Source organism: Halobaculum sp. D14 (assembly GCF_051195135.1).
In the GTDB taxonomy this organism is placed as follows: Archaea; Halobacteriota; Halobacteria; order Halobacteriales; family Haloferacaceae; genus JBNTKA01.
This window is the reverse complement of the sequence record NZ_JBNTKA010000006.1, coordinates 55,110-71,888: the sequence shown is the minus strand read 5'-3', so window position 1 is coordinate 71,888 and position 16,779 is coordinate 55,110. Positions and strand designations below refer to the sequence as shown.

Here is a 16,779-nt window from a genome sequence, read left to right as displayed (position 1 = left end):
CTCATGTTCGCTATCTCGAACATAGAACCGGTCTGTGAGCCACTCTAATCGTGACTTAGCATCTATTCAACACGGCAGTTGGTTCAATATTCTCCGTAGTAGTCGACGCGGGAGGCTGCTGTATTCGGTCGTTTACAGCGTGAAGCGCGACAGACTCAGCACCTCCAAGAAGGATATACACGGACGCATACGTACTTAACAGGCCCGCAATAAACAACAGTTCCGGGCCACCGATTGTCATTCCAATGCCACCGATAATTATGTTCGCAATAAGGAGTAGTCCGGTGGTCTTCAACGCGATATTTCGAAAGGTGTTGTCTCCCATTCTGAATTAACGGATACGGTCTGCTGATATAGAGATGACGGCGTCATTTTCATTACAATTAAAATGAGAATATGTAAAGTATCATATTAATTTGGATATTAATAACTATCCCCAGTTCGGCTTCAAGTGGTCCGGCCAATACTGACGTAGTACCGCTGACTTAGAAACCAAATAAGTCAAGAATTAAAACCGCGATACATCTACATAAAGAAACGAATCACGGATAACGTGAGCCGGGTTGTGTCGCCTTCTGAGGAGACTCACACTGGCTGGACCGGAGGTCAAATTGTACAGGGAGAAACAAATTGAGTTCAAAAGGATGTTGTGGACCTCACGCCTTGACACGGGACACAAACCCCGTGAAAACGGCCACCCCAAGAAGTGGAACTATAGTCGAGCTCATATCATTCCGATAATTGGGAAGAATAGAATATTCATTGGGCTGCGAATTACACTCTGTCGATTGCCTCGTGAAACCGATATTTACTGATATGATTAGCCCGTCGCCGATTTTCCTCAGAACCCATCTGGTCTAAATCGGTGAAGGTCACGCGCTGCCGATTTCCACTCGCCTCAAGAACCGGAATAAAAAAGATGGCTCTTTCACCCCCCGAATATCCTGCTAACAGGTCAACGTATTTCTTGTCGTAATGGTCAGCGGCGGCTTGGATGTAATACCGGTTACCCTCTTCCTGCTTTGCTGTTTTAACCTGAATCCGATATAACGTCCCGTCCTTGTCAACTATAAGGTCGTATTGATGGTCATGACCAAAAGGGAACGACACACCATGCCCCATCATCATTAGCTCTGAGGCGACCGCCAATTCGGATTTCTCTCCCTGTCGGGGACTGTTGTTCATGATGACAATGACCGCTGTGATAAGATAAGCATTAACCACCCCTGATTGAACCCAGACAGCTGGTTTCGTAGCTGAGTTACCTCCGTCACTATCCACAGTCAAAGGGTAGCACATGGGTCGTTGCAGGTCCAGAATGATAGGATAACGGGGATTCTCGTCAGGGACCGCTATCGTCTTCGGGTTCGCCAACAACCCGCATTCGAGCCAACACGAGTTCTGAGTTTCCCGTTAGCCACGCATTCAGGCTTTAACAGATTCGCAGTAACCGAAGTTATATAGCATCCGCAAAGTTTCCAGTTGGAGCTACCACCACCAATTTTACCGGTAATCATATCAGGGGAATCGTCCGAGAAGTCGTCAACAGCGTGAAGCGAGAAGCACCGGAGTTCTGATTCACCGTGTCCACGCATTCACGCTGTAAGAAATTCTTTGAGTAGGATTCGCGTCAATCTATGATGGGGTACCCGGGAAAGTAGGAGCAAATAAAGTCGGGTAGGGAATACGATGATGGAAGACGGGAAAAGGAAACTTATTCAATCAAGTGAATAGACACGCATTTATATACCCCCTTCCTCACCCGGTGGCATCGGGTGGAACTTTTCCGCACGCTCAAATCGTTGGTAGCTGTAATCGAGAACCAGCTTCTTTCTGTACTCGGCTTCATATTCCCCGTAAGACTTCCGAATGCTCGACTTGTCAAAGCCAAGTGCAGAGTCAAGACAAAGTTCTACACGGCGGAAATAGGGGTCTTTGTTTTCGTCAAGCTGATTCGGGTGGTAGTCCCGCTCCTTGGACTTCTTGTTGACCAACACCGCACAGATTGAGAACGCAGCGAGGTCCCCGTATCCTTTCCGACGCCCGGCTCGTTTGCTGAGGTCAATTCCCATAAACCATCGCTTCGCCTCACCATGAAGAGCCGCAGACAAATCGAGTTGGTGATACATTGCTTCAATGGTGTGCCTATTTAGATAGTAGGTAACGTACTCGTAATTTACCCATTCCAGGTTACGCGACCCACTTTGATAACTGTCAAGTTTCATCCAATATGACGTATCTAAGCCTGTGAAGTCGGCATCCTGCCCGGTCCAGATGACTGTTCGATTGTTCGTATCTGGCGAGTAGATGTCATTTGCGTGGTATTCAAAGAACCCATCCCAGTACGAAGATGCCGGGGGGGTTCCATTCCAGTCGGAGAACGGCTTCGAGTCAGAATTTTTGGACATGTGTTGGTGTGGGTCGGAGTTGCCGAGCTACTCCCTCCCTCACAACCAGCCCGTTCTTAGCTTTGCCGGTCAGCCACTCTCCCGATGCAAGCCTTCAAGCTGGATTCAGTCCCCGAAGAAAACTACTATTCAAGCCTCCGTAAATCAACGCCAACATGTACACCAGTCATTTCACTCGGTCAACCCGTGTTGAGTGGCCGACTGAATAAACTTCGATTAGTTCGGTAGACGGGGTGGAGAATTAACCGTTCAATAGGTCTGCGTATGTACCATTAGACTGATGAATCCCTCCTATCAGTTACGGCCCTTCGCCGTAGAGAACAATCAGCAGCGAGAAGAAGTAGAACGTGGACAGTAATAGGAGCGAGAAACTGACCCACCGTCGGTTCGAGGGGTTCGAGTACACGGCGTATCCCGCGAGAACGGGGAAAGTGAGGTGGATGAGAATATCGACATATGAGAACATGTCAGGAAATCCGTCAGGATGGATAACCAGCATCGTCAGCAGTACGGATAGAACTGACAACACGACACTAAAAGCAGTGAGTCGTGCCCGAAGACCCGCAGATACAGCGACGAGGGCCGAGTAAAAGAAGTAAGAAAGAAATCGCAGTCCAAGCACAAGTCCACTGGTAACTGGATTCGTGAATTGCTCGGAGAACCACTCAATCATTATATCAACATTTTGAACGGGACACGTATGTTTTCTGGTTACGAATTGCTCAGTATATCTCCTATAGTTAGCAATTCGGCCTCTCTGTCCTCGTTGACCCTCAAAATCCAGAGCAGTCTGAACCTCACTTACAGGCGGTCCGGACGCTCGGTGGACCGCGTTTCTTGGCCCCAACGTAGGAAGACTCTCGGCCTGTCACCGACCGCAACTGGGAGGACCACAGCGCGTGTGAGGGCATTCTGACGGGGGGTCCCTGACCGAAGTCCTCGACTATGTTCGTCTGCGGCGTGAAGCCCCGCGCCGACCAAGACCGCCTACCCACCTGCCCCGCTTCCGCCCCGCCTCCGCCTCCGTCCCGCCCTGCCTCCGCCCCGCTACCGTACCGCCCCGCCTCCCCCCATTGTTATAGTGCGGGAACCTGTAGACTGCATGGAGTTCCCCGGTGCGGACCGTACCGTTTGCTCATAAAGAGAAAATCTCAGATTCTGACGACCGCTGGCCGGTTTCCATGGGTGTGATGGTTTACTCTCGGGTACTCAATGAACGGCCCTCACGGTCCGTGAGAGCCGAGAAATGCCGCATTCTGACGGACGTGAATTGCCTAATGTCCTCGCAAATTTGGAAATTTTCTGAGCAGGCAACATCGGTTCACGACAAGTCCTTGCCCCTCGCGTCACAACCCTATCATGTAATCTGCATAATTAGGGTCGTTGCTCTTCAAGCTGAATGTAGACCACAGCCCGCGCCCCAACCTTCTTTTTCACGAGTTCTCCTTTCTCGGCCAATTCGTCGAGTTTGAGATAGGCGGATGGCCGTGAGCAATCCAGTATCTCGGCTACCTCGGTGGGAGTGAGCACAGGTACATCTGCGTTCTCGAATACATCGAGAATACTATCAAGAGTTACTTGCTCCGTGTAGCGCCCACCCTCATCTCGGTCCCGGGCCATGTCGAAGCATGAAAGCCGCTCCAATATAACACCACATACTACAACGTTAATGGGAAGACTTATTGCCTCTAACTTTGTGGTTAATGGTAGAGAAGCCGGGTTCCTCGGGACATGTGAAAGTGTCCGGGCGTTGGAGCGCCCGAACGTGGCTTCTCGGGTAGGAGAAAGCCAATGGCAACTACAAGCCGAACCGGAGAAAAGCGTACCGCTGTCGAACAGTTATCGTTCGGGTCCCGCACGGGCAAGCGAGTTGCGTGGGAGTCGTGGGAGTTCACCGTGGTCGGCCCGCATCTCGTGGAGGTCACGAACGCGAGCTATGGCTACCTGAAGGACGAGCACAGCTACGTGGTGGGTGTGGAAAAACGGGGCGGCATTGCCCTTCCCGCCGAGTGCGAGTGCCCGGCCGACGTTCACCGCGAGCCGGACTGCAAGCACAAAGTCGCGCTGGCAACCGTGGGCGGCCCGACCGTGTTGAAAGCTGCTGTTGCCACAGAAGTCTCGAAAACGGGAGACGCCCTTCGCGCTGCGGACGACTCCTGCCCGAACGGGACGCCAGACTGTGAGGGGGTGGACGGAAATGGCCTCCCCTGCTTCGACTGCTATTCCGAGGGGGTGTAGGAGGGTCCCAACCACGAGCGATTCCACGGAATCCGCGGCACTGAATTTTCGGTGTCAAAGACGAGGCTCTGTTGAAATCCTATTAGTCAAACACTATCTACAGTGTAACAGCTGTTAGGTGGGTGTGCGAATTGACCAGTACACCTCAGTACTACTGTCTTGTACGATTCATTCTATCATAATTTGGCAACCACTCTATATTTTCTGTGATGATTGTCAGAAGGTATGTGAAGATGGGGAGGACCACTCCAAGGCTAAGTAGGAATCTCCAGTGAACCATCCCTGTACCTTCATAGAATATGCCGGTATATTGAAGAACAGCTAACGTCAACAGGACTGTTGCTGTAAATTTAGCATATTCTCGGATATCTGGCCTCGGGAACTTCATATGCATACCTCGTTCGTCGTCCGATAAGTATCTTCCCTGGACTAACCAATCTACGCCAAAACCTGTTAGGCGCTGAGGATTTCAACAGAGCCAAAGACGACGTTGATGTGTTCACGGCGAAGACCGCGGAGGGGCGATTTACCTGATGACAGTAGACACCGAAAACGCAGTTGAGTTCCGGTGACGATTACTTCGTCCACCATCCGAATACGTCGCTCGGGTACTCTGAAATTTGATTAGTTGCCGTACCCGCACGTTTAATTGTCCCTGCCATGGATTGACCAGTAGTTCAACCACCTGCCCAATTCATGTCGTCTAACTCATCCTCTGTCTCCACCGAGTTTGTTGCCGAAGCCTTCGAAACGACCGTCACGGATGCCGAAGCCGACCACCTTATCGAAGTAATCGATGAAGCGGTCTCAAACCTCCGTGACCAGATAGAAGACGAAGTCCTCGAAAGCATGCTTCGAGCCGGTGCAGGGTCATACCAACTCAAAAGCGGGATGACACGGGACGGTCTCCAACCCGAATCTTTCACGCAAGACGCCGTCATCAACCCCCTGCTCGATGCGTTGGGCCACGAGTATTCGACCGAGGCCGGCGGACTCTCCGGCGGACAAACGCAGGTAGCCGACTACACCGTCTCTCTCCGTGACCATCCCGAAATCGACTCTACCCGTCTCCTCATCGAAGCCGAACCCGTCAACAAAGACCTCGATAGCCGCAAACACGGCGTCGGGCAGGTACGTGACTGGCTCAGTCAACGGGAATTCGAGTCGGACTTCGGCTTCGCCACCGACGGCCTCCGATGGGTATTCGTTCGGTACGACCCCGACTCCTATACGCTCAACGTCATCGAAGAGGTTGACCTACAACCGGTATTTCTCGCACTCTTCGAGAACCAAGTCGGCAAACGCGACGACCCGACAGAAGCCGTCTTCGACGCCGACCGTGACCGTGTTGTCCGACTCATCCGCACCTTCGAATACGAGAATTTCGTCTCAATTGCCGGGGACGCCCGTCGCGTAATCAAAGAGAAGAAGGAAGAGATAACAGATGAGTTTTACGACGACTACATCCGGTACGTCTTCGGCATCGTCAGCGACGACGAAGAGACCGCCCGCTCACTCGTCGGAGACGGTGTCGTAGTTCCCGAGGAAGCGACCGAGGACAACGCTCGGCTCTTCGCAGTTGAACTGATGAACCGGCTCGTCTTCATCAAGTTCCTCGAAGACAAGACGCTTGTTGAACCCGAGCTTCTCAGTACGCTCAAGGAGACCTACGAGAACGGGATGTACGCCGGCTCGTTCTACGAGTCGTTCTGTCAACCGCTGTTCTACGACGTGATGAACAACAAGCCGGACGACCGCCCGGACTCCGTCCAGAACATCGACCTCTTCCAGAACATCCCGTACCTCAACGGCGGCCTCTTCCGACCAACCATTAACGGAGACGGCTTCGATGAAGCGGACTTCGACGTGCGGAACTCGGTGCTGTTCTCCATCATCGACCTCTTGGAGCGGTACAGCTTCTCGGCAGAAGGCGCACCGACTGACCTCGACCCGAGCGTTCTCGGGAACGTCTTCGAGAAGACAATCAACTACATCACGAGCGACAACGCGGACACGAACAAGGAACTCGGGGCATACTACACCCCGAGCGAGATAACCCGGTTCTCCGCCGAGGAGACCGTCCGCCCGGCTCTGCTTGACCGCTTCCAGACGGTACTTGTCGAAGAGTGTGACTGGCCGGAACACGAAGCCGAACGGTTCGACTCGATTTACGAACTCATCGAGGGGCTTCCCGGCCACATGGGGACTATCGGGCCGCTTCTGGACGAAGTGAACGAGTTCCGGGTGGTTGACCCCGCGTGTGGGAGCGGACACTTCCTCACCAGCGTCCTCGAAGAAATCGTCAACATCCGGAAGGCGCTGTACGCGCAGAACGAAGCCTACCCCGACGAGTACCGCCTAAAGAAGACGACTGTCCTCGAAAACATCTATGGGGTTGACCTGATGGGGCCGGCAGTCGAGATAGCGAAACTCCGGTGTTGGCTTTCGGTTATCTCCGAACTCGAAACCGAGAACGTTGACGACCTCGCAGAGGACGACGCACTCGCACTCCCAAACATCGCGTTCAACCTACGGGAAGGGAACAGCCTCATCGGGTACACGGGCTTCCCGGAGACGAACGGCGATGACCAGTACCGACTCGGGAGTTTCAGCGGGGACAGCGTCCGCGACCGCTATCAGGACATTATTGACGAAATCGAGAAACACGAGAAAGCTATTGACAGCGAGACGGCCGAGAAACATCGTCGTCAAGCCTTCGAGAAGCTACGGAATGCCCGCGAAGAGTTGATTGACGACATACACGGGGACTTCGTTGAAGCGGGTATTGAGGATATATCACCGGGCGAAGTCGAAGAACTCGAACCCTTCAATTGGGTTCTTGAGTTCGCTGAGGTGTACGCAGAAGGTGGATTCGATGTAATCGTAGGTAATCCTCCGTGGGACGTTCTGAGTGCCAGTATTGACGACTTTTTCACCCGATACGACCCGCGTTTCAGGACATATTCGCAAGAACGGAAGCGAGAGGTCAAAGACGAGCTGTTAGAAGATGGCTCTATCCGGGAGCGATGGGAACAGTATCAGCGACAAATCCAACTCCTATCGGATTATTTCAAGGACAGCGATGAATACGAGCTTCAGACACCGACTATTGCGGGGGATACTGCGACGTACAAAAATGACCTCTCGAAACTCTTCTTTGAGCGAGTATTCCGAATCGCAGATGAGGGAGGTTACGTCGCGCAGGTTCTCCCCGGTGCGATATTCAACGGTCAGAGTTCCAAAGACCTCCGTATGCAGATGCTTAATGAATCTAAACTGGATGCGCTTGTTGAGTTTGAGAACAAGGGCATATTCAAGGGGATAGATGACCGGTATCGGTTCGGGATTGTTGCCTTCGAGAATGGGGGATATACAGATGAATTGAAGGGCATTTTCGACCAACGCGATACTGACGTCCTTCAGAATTTCGAGGAACAGGCAGTACGAATCCCTCGTCGGGTTTTGGAGAACTATTCACCAGAGGCGAGAATCTTCCCCGTTGTCACGTCACAGGAGGAGGTGGACGTGTTGAATCAGATTCTTACCTTCCCCTCGTTAGGAGATGAGATTGAGGGAGCGTGGAAAGCAAACCCCCTTCCCGAGGAACTGAACAAAACACGGGACTCAGACAGGTTCATCCACGACAAAGGCAAGGCGGACTATCCTGTGTACACGGGCGAGAACATCCACCAGTTCCACTACAACGATAAGATAGAGTCTGAAATCGAAGAACTGTCCTTCTGGAGTGTAGAAGAAGAACGGAACCCCGAAAAAAGCGCCAAACGACGAGTTCGTGAGAAACGGTTCAATAAAGGAGAACCGAAGAAACCGATTTATCTCAACTTCGGTGGGGAAGATTCCAGCAAGTCGCAAAAGCAGTTCGTTAACGACCTGCTTGAAGACCATCGAGGGGAGTCGCTCTCAGAAGATGACGTTCTCCTGGATTGTACCGAATACCGAATCGCGTACCGTGACGTGACGAACTCCACAAACGAGCGAACTCTGATTGCGACAGTTCTTCCGAAAGGTGCGCCCGTCGTACATACCGTTCAAACACTCCGCCCCTATGATATTGAGCCAACGGAAGAGGATTTACAGAACAATCCACTTCATAGCGCCTACAAGCGGGTATTCACGGATGAGGAACTCTTCTGTGCTGTCGGACTCCTCAACGGTATCCCCTTCGACTTCCTGATGCGAACGAAGGTAGACACTCACGTTGTGAAATACAAGTTCACCGAGTCGCAGGTTCCCCGACTTACAGAGGGTGACGAGTGGTTCGACTACATCTGGACGCGGGCCGCTCGACTCAACTGCTACGGCGACGACTTCGAGGAGATGCGTGACCGTCTCGGTGGAATCGAGCCGGCGACAACGATGGACGAACGACGAGAGATACAGGCCGAACTTGACGCCGCCGCGTTCCACGCCTACGGTCTTGACCGCGAGCAGACGGCATTCGTGCTGGACGACTTCCACCGCGTACAGAATCCCCGTCTGATGGACGAGGACTACTTCGAGATGGTGTTGGAGAAGTACCACGACCTCGCCTGAATGTTGTTCAGGTCAGCCGGCGAGATTGGAAGGGTTGAACTGTAGCTTTCCTTCAGTTCATAGCGCCAAAAACACCTCTTATACCGGTTCTTTTCGCTATTTATTTAGTAATAGCAGATTCTCTATCTATTCAGAGGTGAGGGAATTATTAGTCAGACCTGCCCTTCTTTCACCCGCCCACAATTCGGACAGTTCCAGCGGTAGTAGGTCGTCCCCGAGCTAAGCAGGCCCCCACTTTCTTCCCTCACTTGGAGGTGACCTTTGCGTTTAGCACACTCGTAATGAACTGCCAGTCCGCATCCGTTACACGATTCATCTGCGCCACTTTTCCCACAATACTCACAGTCAGTGCTGAACAGTCCCATGTTACAGCGACACGTATTCTTGTTGGTCATTAAACCTTTCTCTTGTTATATTCATACAGTCGCGTTCGTTTGATACTAACTTCACCCCGAAATAGCCGATTCACTCTCGGTGGTCTGAAACCGAGCACCTTGTGAACCGGCCCATATCGCTATCATTCAATTTGGAGCACTATCGCTTAACAGACGGTAGAGGGTGTCATAGAACTATTCACACGGGATAGTTTCAGTCAAGATGTATCGAATCACCCGCTAAGTGGGAATGCTTACTCTGCGTTGGAGTTGCTGAAATACAGCACAATACCAACGGTAAGGCCACAGGCAAATCCCGGAATGGCGGTAGTGAACCAGTCTTCCTGAAAAACCCATACGCCGACGACGTAGTAGAACAAGGTCGCGATGGCGGTGATAAGCGGAATAAATAACCATGGGTTCTCCCAGTCTAAATCCATTAGACAGAGATGTTCATCCAGAGCCGCCTATAACTAACTACTTTGTCTGTACTTAGCGATTCAACGCGAGTGAAGCAGCAGTGTGTGAACTGTTCTATGACACCCTCAGATAGTATGGTAGTAAGATAGTGAACAGAGAGCGGCATCGTCAACAGATGGAAGGGAAGGCTGCACGGAAACAAGGGAAAGACTGAATATGACGCTCGCTACTCGCGGTTCTGTTAGGGTATTCGCGTATAGCGCTGTACCGTTACTCAGTTTTATATACCGTGGGTGCGAGTATTTAAACAGTAAACCCGCGGGGACAATGTGGCGGTTGTCGTTGCCGCTAAGACGCGAAGCGTCTGCGCAGTGCTTAGGACGCTGTCCCATAGGGGTCCGCAGGTTCGAATCCTGTCCCGCGCAGTGAGGCGGAGCGACGACCGAGCAGGCACCGATTCGGTCGCCGTGGCATCATTGTCGCCGTGGTCGTCGTCGCGACCGCATGACGGACGTATGACGTAGCCGCAAGGACTTTGCGTCGTCCGTGGGAGCGTTCACTAATGAGTTCCTCAGCCGACCTGCTGTCTGATCTGGTGGCTGACGTCGACGGCGTGTTCCTGTTCTCGCCGACCGGGTCGACGTTTTCGCAGTTCGCCGAGAGCGACGAGTCGCCCGTCGTCGTCGCGGCGGAGAACGACGTTGACGCCGAGCGCTTCGTCGAACTGCCGGTCGAGTTCGACAACGTGAAGGACCGGATTCGGTTCGGCATCGAGGGCGCGATGGACCAGGGGTTCTGCGACGACGGCGACGCGGTTGCCTGCGCCGTCGGCGTCTTCGACGACGCCATCGACGGCGTCGTCCGCGCGGACGTCTCCGAGTCGATGCACTCCGGCATCTACGACCTGTTCGCGAACTCGCGGGCGGACCCGAGCGTTATCCGCGACGTGTTCGAGGTCGCCATCGAACTCGGGAAGAAGGGGCAGAAGGGGAAGCCGGTGGGCGCGCTGTTCGTCGTCGGCGACGCCGGGAAGGTGATGAACAAGTCGCGGCCGCTCAGCTACAACCCCTTCGAGAAGAGCCACGTCCACGTCGGCGACCCGATCGTGAACGTGATGCTGAAGGAGTTCTCCCGGCTCGACGGCGCGTTCATCATCTCGGACTCCGGGAAAATCGTGTCGGCGTACCGGTACCTGGAGCCGGCCGCGGAGGGCGTCGACATCCCGAAGGGGTTGGGCGCGCGCCACATGGCCGCCGGCGCCATCACGCGTGACACGAACGCCATCGCAATCGTGCTCTCGGAGTCGGACGGGCTCGTCCGGGCATTCAAAGGCGGGACGCTGATACTGGAACTCGACCCGGAGGAGTACTGAGCGATGCTCGGAGTCAGCCCGTTCGGCAGCCTCGCACAGCCCGCCGTCCTCGCGCAGAGCGCCGGGTCGACGGACGTGGCCGGGACGCTCGCGGACGCGCTCGGCTCCGTGTCGAGCAGAATCTGGCTCGCGCTCGGCGTGCTGCTGTTCGGCGCCGTGCTCAGCTACCTCGTCGTCGTCGTGAACCGTCGCATCCTCGTCGGCGCCGGCGTCCCCGGCTCCATCGAGGGGACGGCGTTCGAGCGGACCGCCCGCGAGTTCGGCACGTCGACGGTCGCCATCATCGCGAAACTGAGCGGCTACTTCATCTTCCTGCTGAGCGTCATCGTCGCGCTCACCGTCGTCGACATCGCGTACATCGCGGAGTTCTGGAACCAGGCCACCGGCTTCCTGCCGTCGCTGTTCGTCGCGATTCTCGTGCTCATCATCGGGCTGGTCGTCGGCGACAAGGTCGAGCTGCTGGTCGAAGAGCGGCTCCGCAGCATCAAACTCCCGCAGGCCAGCGTCATCCCGGCCGTCGCGAAGTGGTCCGTGTTCTTCGTCGCGGCGCTCATCGCGCTCGGCCAGGTGAACGTCGACGTCGCCGCACTCATCGTCCTGCTCGCCGCGTACGTGTTCGCGCTCGTCCTGTTCGGCGCGCTGGCGTTCCGCGACCTGCTGGCGTGCGCCGCCGCCGGCTTCTACCTGCTGCTCGAACAGCCGTACGGCATCGGCGACCGCATCCGCATCGGCGACACCGAAGGCGTCGTCCAGGAGGTGGACGTGTTCGTCACGCACGTCGAAACCGACGGGAAGGAGTACGTGATTCCGAACCGCCGCGCGTTCACGAACGGCATCGTCCGCGTCAGAGACGAGTAGCGACGCGCGGCGCCCGAGCCTGACCGGACCGGCTCAGCGGGCCGCGTCGTCGCCGGCGGCGGAGTCGGCGTCGCTGCGGTCGGCAGTGCCGGCGTCGCCGCGGGCGCTCGGCTCGTCGACGACGTCGCGTTCGACCGGCTCCGCCGGTACGCCGGCGACGGTTTGGCCCGCGGGGACGTCGTCCGCCACCAGCGAGTTCGCGGCGACCTGCGCGTCCTCGCCGATGTGGACGCCGGGCAGCACCGTGACCTTCGCGCCGAGCATCGCGCGGTCGCCGACGACGACGTCGCCGACGCGGTACTCGTCCTGCAGGAACTCGTGACAGAGCAGGACGGCGTCGTAGCCGACGATGGCGTCGGCGCCGACCGTGATTCGCTCCGGCCAGAACACGTCCGGCGTCGCCTCCAGCCCCCACGAGGCGCCGTCGCCGACGTCGACGCCGATGCGGCGCAGCACCCAGTTTTTCAGCCGCAGGCTCGGCGACAGCCTGACGAGCCAGACGAGCAGGTAGTTCCGCGCGACCGCCAGCGGCGACTTCGCGTCCGTCCAGAACCGCAGCGAGTTCCGGGTTCCGGGCGTCTCGTGCCGCTCCAGTCGGTCGTAGCGCGCCGGACGCCCGTCGCCGTTAGCGCCGGCCGAGTCGTTGGCGGCGTCGCCGGCGACGTTCCCGTCCGGGTCGCCGGCGGTACCGTCGTCGGTGTCGTCGCCGGCGCCGCCCGCCGAGCCTGCCACGTCGTCAGTCACGTCGGTACGTCGGTCGCCCGGCATTATCAATCTCGCGCGTCTCGGCCGTCCCGCGCGCCGCTGCCGGTCGACCTGGACTCACGGAGTAATCGGGCGGAGCGAGGCGCGGCGGATGACCGAGGCGGGGAGAAGGAGACGGAGTGAGGCGGAGCGGGGTGCGGAGTCGGCGGTCGCGTTACTCGCCGCGGAGCTCCGCCATGTGGTCGATGCGGCGCTGGACGAGGTCGGCGGTGCCGATGTCGTGGCGGACGTGGAAGCCGTCGCCGGCGGCGTCGAGCGCGGATTCGGCCTGCCGTTCGGCGGCGGCGATGGAGTCGCCGCGGCCGACGACGGCGAACGACCGGGAGGTGGTCGTGTAGAGACCGTCGTCGCGTTCGTCGACGCTGGCGTAAAACAGCAGCGCGTCGCCGGCGGACGACTCGTCGACCTCGATTCGGGCGCCGGCGTCCGGGTCGGTCGGGTAGCCGGCGGGGACGGCGTACTTGCAGACGGTCGCCTCGTCGGCGAACGACAGGTCCGGGAGCGGGTCGCCGTCGCGAGCGGCGGTGAGCACGTCGACGAACGGCGTTTCGAGCACGGGCAGCGTGTTCATCGCCTCCGGGTCGCCGAAGCGGGCGTTGAACTCGACGACCTTCGGGCCGTCCGCGCCGAGCATGAACTGGCCGTACAGCACGCCGGTGTAGCCGTCGAGCGCGTCGACCGTGGCCTCGATGACGTCGACGGCCGCCTCGTAGTCGTCGTCGGTCATGAACGGGAGCGTCCGGCCCGTATCGGAGTAGCTCCCCATGCCGCCGGTGTTCGGGCCTTCGTCGCCCTCGTACGCCCGCTTGTGGTCCTGAATCGCGGGCGTCGTCACGACGTCGCCGTTCGCGACGAACGCCTGCACGGTGAACTCCTCGCCGACGAGTCGCTCCTCGACGACCCAGTCGTCGTAGTCGGACTCGCGGACGTAGTCGGCTGCTTCTGCCTTCGTCACCTGGTCGCCGGTGACGCGGACGCCCTTCCCGCCGGTGAGCCCGACCGGCTTCACGGCGACGTCGCCGTCGTAGTCGACGACGAACGAGGCGGCCGCCTCCGGGTCATCGAACGTCTCGAAGTCGGGGCAGCCCGGCACGTCGTTGTCGCGCATGAAGCGGCGCTGGAACGCCTTGTCGGTCTCGATGCGGGCGGCGTCGGCGTCCGGCCCGAACGCGTAGACGCCGGCGGCGCCGAGGGCGTCAGCGACGCCGGCTTCGAGCGCGGACTCCGGCCCGATGACGGCGAGGTCCGCGCCGACCGATTCGGCGTAGTCGACGATGGCGTCGGCGTCGCGTTCGCCGACGGTTTCGAAGCCGGCGGCGAGCGCCGCGATGCCGGGGTTTCGGTTGCTGGCGCAGGCGTACAGGTCGCAGTCGGGGGCGAGCGAGCGGGCGATGGCGTGTTCGCGGCCGCCGCCGCCGACGAGAAGCACCGTCTCCGTGGTCTCGGCCATACCCGGAGCGGGTACGCACGGGAGTGTAAATCTTGCTCTCTCACGCCGACGCGATACGCACGGATACGCATAAATCGTCGCGGCCGCGGCTCCCGCGGCGTCGCTGTCGGGACCGGCCGCCTTTTCCGGCGGCGCCGCCATCCGGGACACATGAGCGACCCGACGGCGCGGAACCGGCTGGACGAGGAGGCCAGCCCGTATCTGCGCCAGCACGCAGACAACCCGGTGCACTGGCAGCCGTGGGACGACGACGCGCTCGACGCCGCCCGCGACCGCGACGTCCCGATTTTCCTGTCGGTCGGCTACTCCGCCTGCCACTGGTGTCACGTCATGGAGGAGGAGTCGTTCGAGGACGACGCCGTCGCCGAGGTCCTCAACGACGCGTTCGTCCCCGTCAAGGTCGACCGCGAGGAGCGCCCCGACGTCGACCGCGTCTACCAGACCGCCTGCCAGCTCGTCAACGGCAGCGGCGGGTGGCCGCTGTCCGTCTGGCTCACGCCCGACGGCCGCCCGTTCTACGTCGGCACGTACTTCCCGCGCGACGGCCGCGACGGCATGCCCGGCTTCCTCGAAATCTGCCGGAACATGGCGGCGTCCTGGCGCGACCCCGACCAGCGCAGCGACATCGAAGCCCGCGCCGACCAGTGGACCGACGCCGTCCGCGAGGAACTCGGCGCGCCCGACGCCGGCGCAGCCAGCCCGGACAGCCCGGACGGCCCGACCGGAACCGCCGGCCCGGACAGCCCCGGAACCACCCACAACGGCGCCGACGCCGACGCCGCTCTCGACGGCGCGGTGACCGCGGCGCTCCGGAGCGCGGACCGCGAACACGGCGGGTTCGGCCGCGGCGGCCCGAAGTTCCCGCAGCCCGCCCGCGTCGGCCTGCTGCTCGAAGCCGCGGCGCGGAGCGGCCGCGACGAGCCGCTGAACGTCGCCGTCGAGACGCTCGACGCGATGGCGAGCGGCGGCCTGTACGACCACGTCGGCGGCGGCTTCCACCGGTACTGCACCGACGCCGACTGGACCGTCCCGCACTTCGAGAAGATGCTGTACGACAACGCCGCGCTCGCCGAGACGTACCTCGACGCCTACCGGCTGCTCGACAGCCCCCGGTACGCGCTCGCCGCACAGGAGACCCTGCAGTTCGTGAACCGCGAACTCTCCCACCCCGACGGCGGCTTCTACGGCACGCTCGACGCCGACTCCGGCGACGGCGAAGGCTCCTTCTACGTGTGGACGCCCGAAGCGGTCCGCGACGCCGTCGACGACGACGAGACCGCGGAACTGGTCTGCGACCGGTTCGGCGTCACCGACGACGGGAACTTCGAGGGCGGCACCACGGTGCTGACGGCGCAGCGGTCGACCGCCGACCTCGCCGACGCGTACGGCCTCGACGAATCCGACGTCGAGCGGCGGCTGCTCGACGCCCGCACCGCGCTGTTCGACGCCCGCGCGACCCGCGACCGGCCGCCGCGCGACGAGAAGGTGCTCGCCGGCTGGAACGGCCTGATGGTGTCCGCGTTCGCCGCGGGCGCGACGACGCTCGACCCGGGGCTCGCCGACCGCGGCGCCGACGCCGTCGCGTTCGTCCGCGAGCACCTCTGGGACGGCGACCGGCTCTCCCGCCGCTTCATCGACGGCGACGTCGCCGTCGACGGCTACCTGGAGGACTACGCGTTCCTCGGCCGCGGCGCCTTCGACCTGTACCAGGCGACGGGCGACGTCGAGCACCTCGCGTTCGCCGTCGACCTCGCCCGCGTCGTCATCGACGCCTTCTACGACGCCGACGACGCCACCATCTACTCGACGGCCGACGACGCCGAATCCCTCGTCGCGCGGCCCGAGGAGCCGATGGACCAGTCGACGCCGTCGAGCCTCGGCGTCGCCACGCGGCTCCTACTCGACCTCGACCTGTTCGCGCCCGACGAAGGGTTCGCCGCGGCCGCCGAGGCCGCGCTCGCGAGCCACCGCGCCACCGTCAGCGCGAGCCCGCTCGAACACGTGACGCTCGCGCTCGCGGACGCCCGGCGCGCCGCCGGCCCGTTCGAACTCACGCTGGCCGCCGACGACCTGCCGGACGACTGGCGCGACGTGCTCGCGGACCGCTACCTCCCGGGCGCCGTCGTCGCCCACCGCCCCGAGACCGACGGCGAACTCGACGACTGGCTCGACCGGCTCGGACTCGACGACGCCCCGCCCATCTGGAAGGGCCGTGACGCCCGCGACGGCGACCCGACCGCGTACGCCTGCCGGAACTACACCTGCTCGCCGCCGAACCACGACCTCGCCGAGGCGCTCGCGTGGACCGCCGAAAACTGACGCGGGCCGAATACTGACCGC

General features: G+C 59.4%; 13 protein-coding genes. 5 read left to right on the top strand and 8 right to left on the bottom strand.

Annotated elements, in window-relative coordinates; all coding sequences use genetic code 11:
* Positions 1-774: 774 nt before the first annotated feature.
* From ACQUST_RS14745 to ACQUST_RS14730, 4 genes are all read right to left on the bottom strand, one after another.
* The gene (locus ACQUST_RS14745; RefSeq protein WP_435130272.1) at positions 775-1,185 is read right to left on the bottom strand and encodes a group I intron-associated PD-(D/E)XK endonuclease; all 411 of its coding nucleotides are present in this window, start codon (positions 1,183-1,185) and stop codon (positions 775-777) included.
* Between the two features lie 557 nt (positions 1,186-1,742).
* On the bottom strand, positions 1,743-2,408 hold the full coding sequence (locus tag ACQUST_RS14740; protein WP_435130269.1) for a hypothetical protein: 666 nt from the start codon (positions 2,406-2,408) through the stop codon (positions 1,743-1,745).
* A 298-nt stretch (positions 2,409-2,706) separates the two neighbouring features.
* Positions 2,707-3,081: a hypothetical protein gene (locus ACQUST_RS14735; RefSeq protein ID WP_435130266.1), complete on the bottom strand. Its 375-nt coding sequence runs from the start codon at positions 3,079-3,081 to the stop codon at positions 2,707-2,709.
* A gap of 701 nt (positions 3,082-3,782) precedes the next feature.
* Positions 3,783-4,028: a response regulator of citrate/malate metabolism gene (locus ACQUST_RS14730; RefSeq protein ID WP_435130263.1), complete on the bottom strand. Its 246-nt coding sequence runs from the start codon at positions 4,026-4,028 to the stop codon at positions 3,783-3,785.
* A 171-nt stretch (positions 4,029-4,199) separates the two neighbouring features.
* On the opposite strand from ACQUST_RS14730, the gene ACQUST_RS14725 reads away from it, so the two are divergent.
* Positions 4,200-4,646 carry an SWIM zinc finger family protein gene (locus ACQUST_RS14725; protein WP_435130260.1) on the top strand — a complete coding sequence of 149 codons (447 nt, stop codon included), beginning with the start codon at positions 4,200-4,202 and terminating at the stop codon, positions 4,644-4,646.
* A 151-nt stretch (positions 4,647-4,797) separates the two neighbouring features.
* On the opposite strand, the gene ACQUST_RS14720 is transcribed toward ACQUST_RS14725, so the two are convergent.
* A complete protein-coding gene (locus ACQUST_RS14720) occupies positions 4,798-5,034 on the bottom strand; it encodes a hypothetical protein (RefSeq protein ID WP_435130257.1) in 237 nt (78 codons plus the stop codon).
* Positions 5,035-5,342: 308 nt separating this feature from the next.
* Between ACQUST_RS14720 and ACQUST_RS14715 the strand changes: the two genes are divergently transcribed.
* The gene (locus tag ACQUST_RS14715) at positions 5,343-9,200 is read left to right on the top strand and encodes an Eco57I restriction-modification methylase domain-containing protein (RefSeq protein WP_435130255.1); all 3,858 of its coding nucleotides are present in this window, start codon (positions 5,343-5,345) and stop codon (positions 9,198-9,200) included.
* 628 nt (positions 9,201-9,828) lie between these two features.
* On the opposite strand, the gene ACQUST_RS14710 is transcribed toward ACQUST_RS14715, so the two are convergent.
* Positions 9,829-10,014, bottom strand: a complete 186-nt coding sequence (locus ACQUST_RS14710) for a hypothetical protein (protein ID WP_435130252.1) — start codon at positions 10,012-10,014, stop codon at positions 9,829-9,831.
* 542 nt (positions 10,015-10,556) lie between these two features.
* On the opposite strand from ACQUST_RS14710, the gene dacZ reads away from it, so the two are divergent.
* Positions 10,557-11,366 (top strand): diadenylate cyclase DacZ, encoded by an 810-nt coding sequence (gene dacZ / locus ACQUST_RS14705; RefSeq protein WP_435130249.1) that lies wholly within the window; start codon positions 10,557-10,559, stop codon positions 11,364-11,366.
* A gap of 3 nt (positions 11,367-11,369) precedes the next feature.
* Entirely contained in the window at positions 11,370-12,224 is an 855-nt protein-coding gene (locus tag ACQUST_RS14700) for a mechanosensitive ion channel family protein (protein WP_435130246.1), read from the top strand.
* Positions 12,225-12,257: 33 nt separating this feature from the next.
* On the opposite strand, the gene ACQUST_RS14695 is transcribed toward ACQUST_RS14700, so the two are convergent.
* On the bottom strand, positions 12,258-12,968 hold the full coding sequence (locus ACQUST_RS14695) for an acyltransferase (protein ID WP_435130243.1): 711 nt from the start codon (positions 12,966-12,968) through the stop codon (positions 12,258-12,260).
* Between the two features lie 175 nt (positions 12,969-13,143).
* Positions 13,144-14,439, bottom strand: coding sequence for a phosphoribosylamine--glycine ligase (gene purD, locus ACQUST_RS14690; RefSeq protein WP_435130240.1), 1,296 nt, complete (start codon positions 14,437-14,439; stop codon positions 13,144-13,146).
* Between the two features lie 150 nt (positions 14,440-14,589).
* Here purD and ACQUST_RS14685 point away from each other — a divergent pair, with 150 nt between their 5' ends.
* Positions 14,590-16,758: a thioredoxin domain-containing protein gene (locus ACQUST_RS14685; RefSeq protein ID WP_435130238.1), complete on the top strand. Its 2,169-nt coding sequence runs from the start codon at positions 14,590-14,592 to the stop codon at positions 16,756-16,758.
* The last annotated feature ends 21 nt before the right edge of the window (positions 16,759-16,779 follow it).

What these genes read in the sequence shown, in the direction of transcription:
- ACQUST_RS14700 (WP_435130246.1), top strand. Translation starts at nt 11,370, where the DNA reads ATGCTCGGAGTCAGCCCGTTCGGCAGCCTCGCACAGCCCGCCGTCCTC.
- ACQUST_RS14725 (WP_435130260.1), top strand. Translation starts at nt 4,200, where the DNA reads ATGGCAACTACAAGCCGAACCGGAGAAAAGCGTACCGCTGTCGAACAG.
- ACQUST_RS14735 (WP_435130266.1), bottom strand. Translation starts at nt 3,081, where the DNA reads ATGATTGAGTGGTTCTCCGAGCAATTCACGAATCCAGTTACCAGTGGA.
- purD (WP_435130240.1), bottom strand. Translation starts at nt 14,439, where the DNA reads ATGGCCGAGACCACGGAGACGGTGCTTCTCGTCGGCGGCGGCGGCCGC.
- dacZ (WP_435130249.1), top strand. Translation starts at nt 10,557, where the DNA reads ATGAGTTCCTCAGCCGACCTGCTGTCTGATCTGGTGGCTGACGTCGAC.
- ACQUST_RS14710 (WP_435130252.1), bottom strand. Translation starts at nt 10,014, where the DNA reads ATGGATTTAGACTGGGAGAACCCATGGTTATTTATTCCGCTTATCACC.
- ACQUST_RS14720 (WP_435130257.1), bottom strand. Translation starts at nt 5,034, where the DNA reads ATGAAGTTCCCGAGGCCAGATATCCGAGAATATGCTAAATTTACAGCA.
- ACQUST_RS14745 (WP_435130272.1), bottom strand. Translation starts at nt 1,185, where the DNA reads ATGAACAACAGTCCCCGACAGGGAGAGAAATCCGAATTGGCGGTCGCC.
- ACQUST_RS14740 (WP_435130269.1), bottom strand. Translation starts at nt 2,408, where the DNA reads ATGTCCAAAAATTCTGACTCGAAGCCGTTCTCCGACTGGAATGGAACC.
- ACQUST_RS14715 (WP_435130255.1), top strand. Translation starts at nt 5,343, where the DNA reads ATGTCGTCTAACTCATCCTCTGTCTCCACCGAGTTTGTTGCCGAAGCC.
- ACQUST_RS14730 (WP_435130263.1), bottom strand. Translation starts at nt 4,028, where the DNA reads ATGGCCCGGGACCGAGATGAGGGTGGGCGCTACACGGAGCAAGTAACT.
- ACQUST_RS14685 (WP_435130238.1), top strand. Translation starts at nt 14,590, where the DNA reads ATGAGCGACCCGACGGCGCGGAACCGGCTGGACGAGGAGGCCAGCCCG.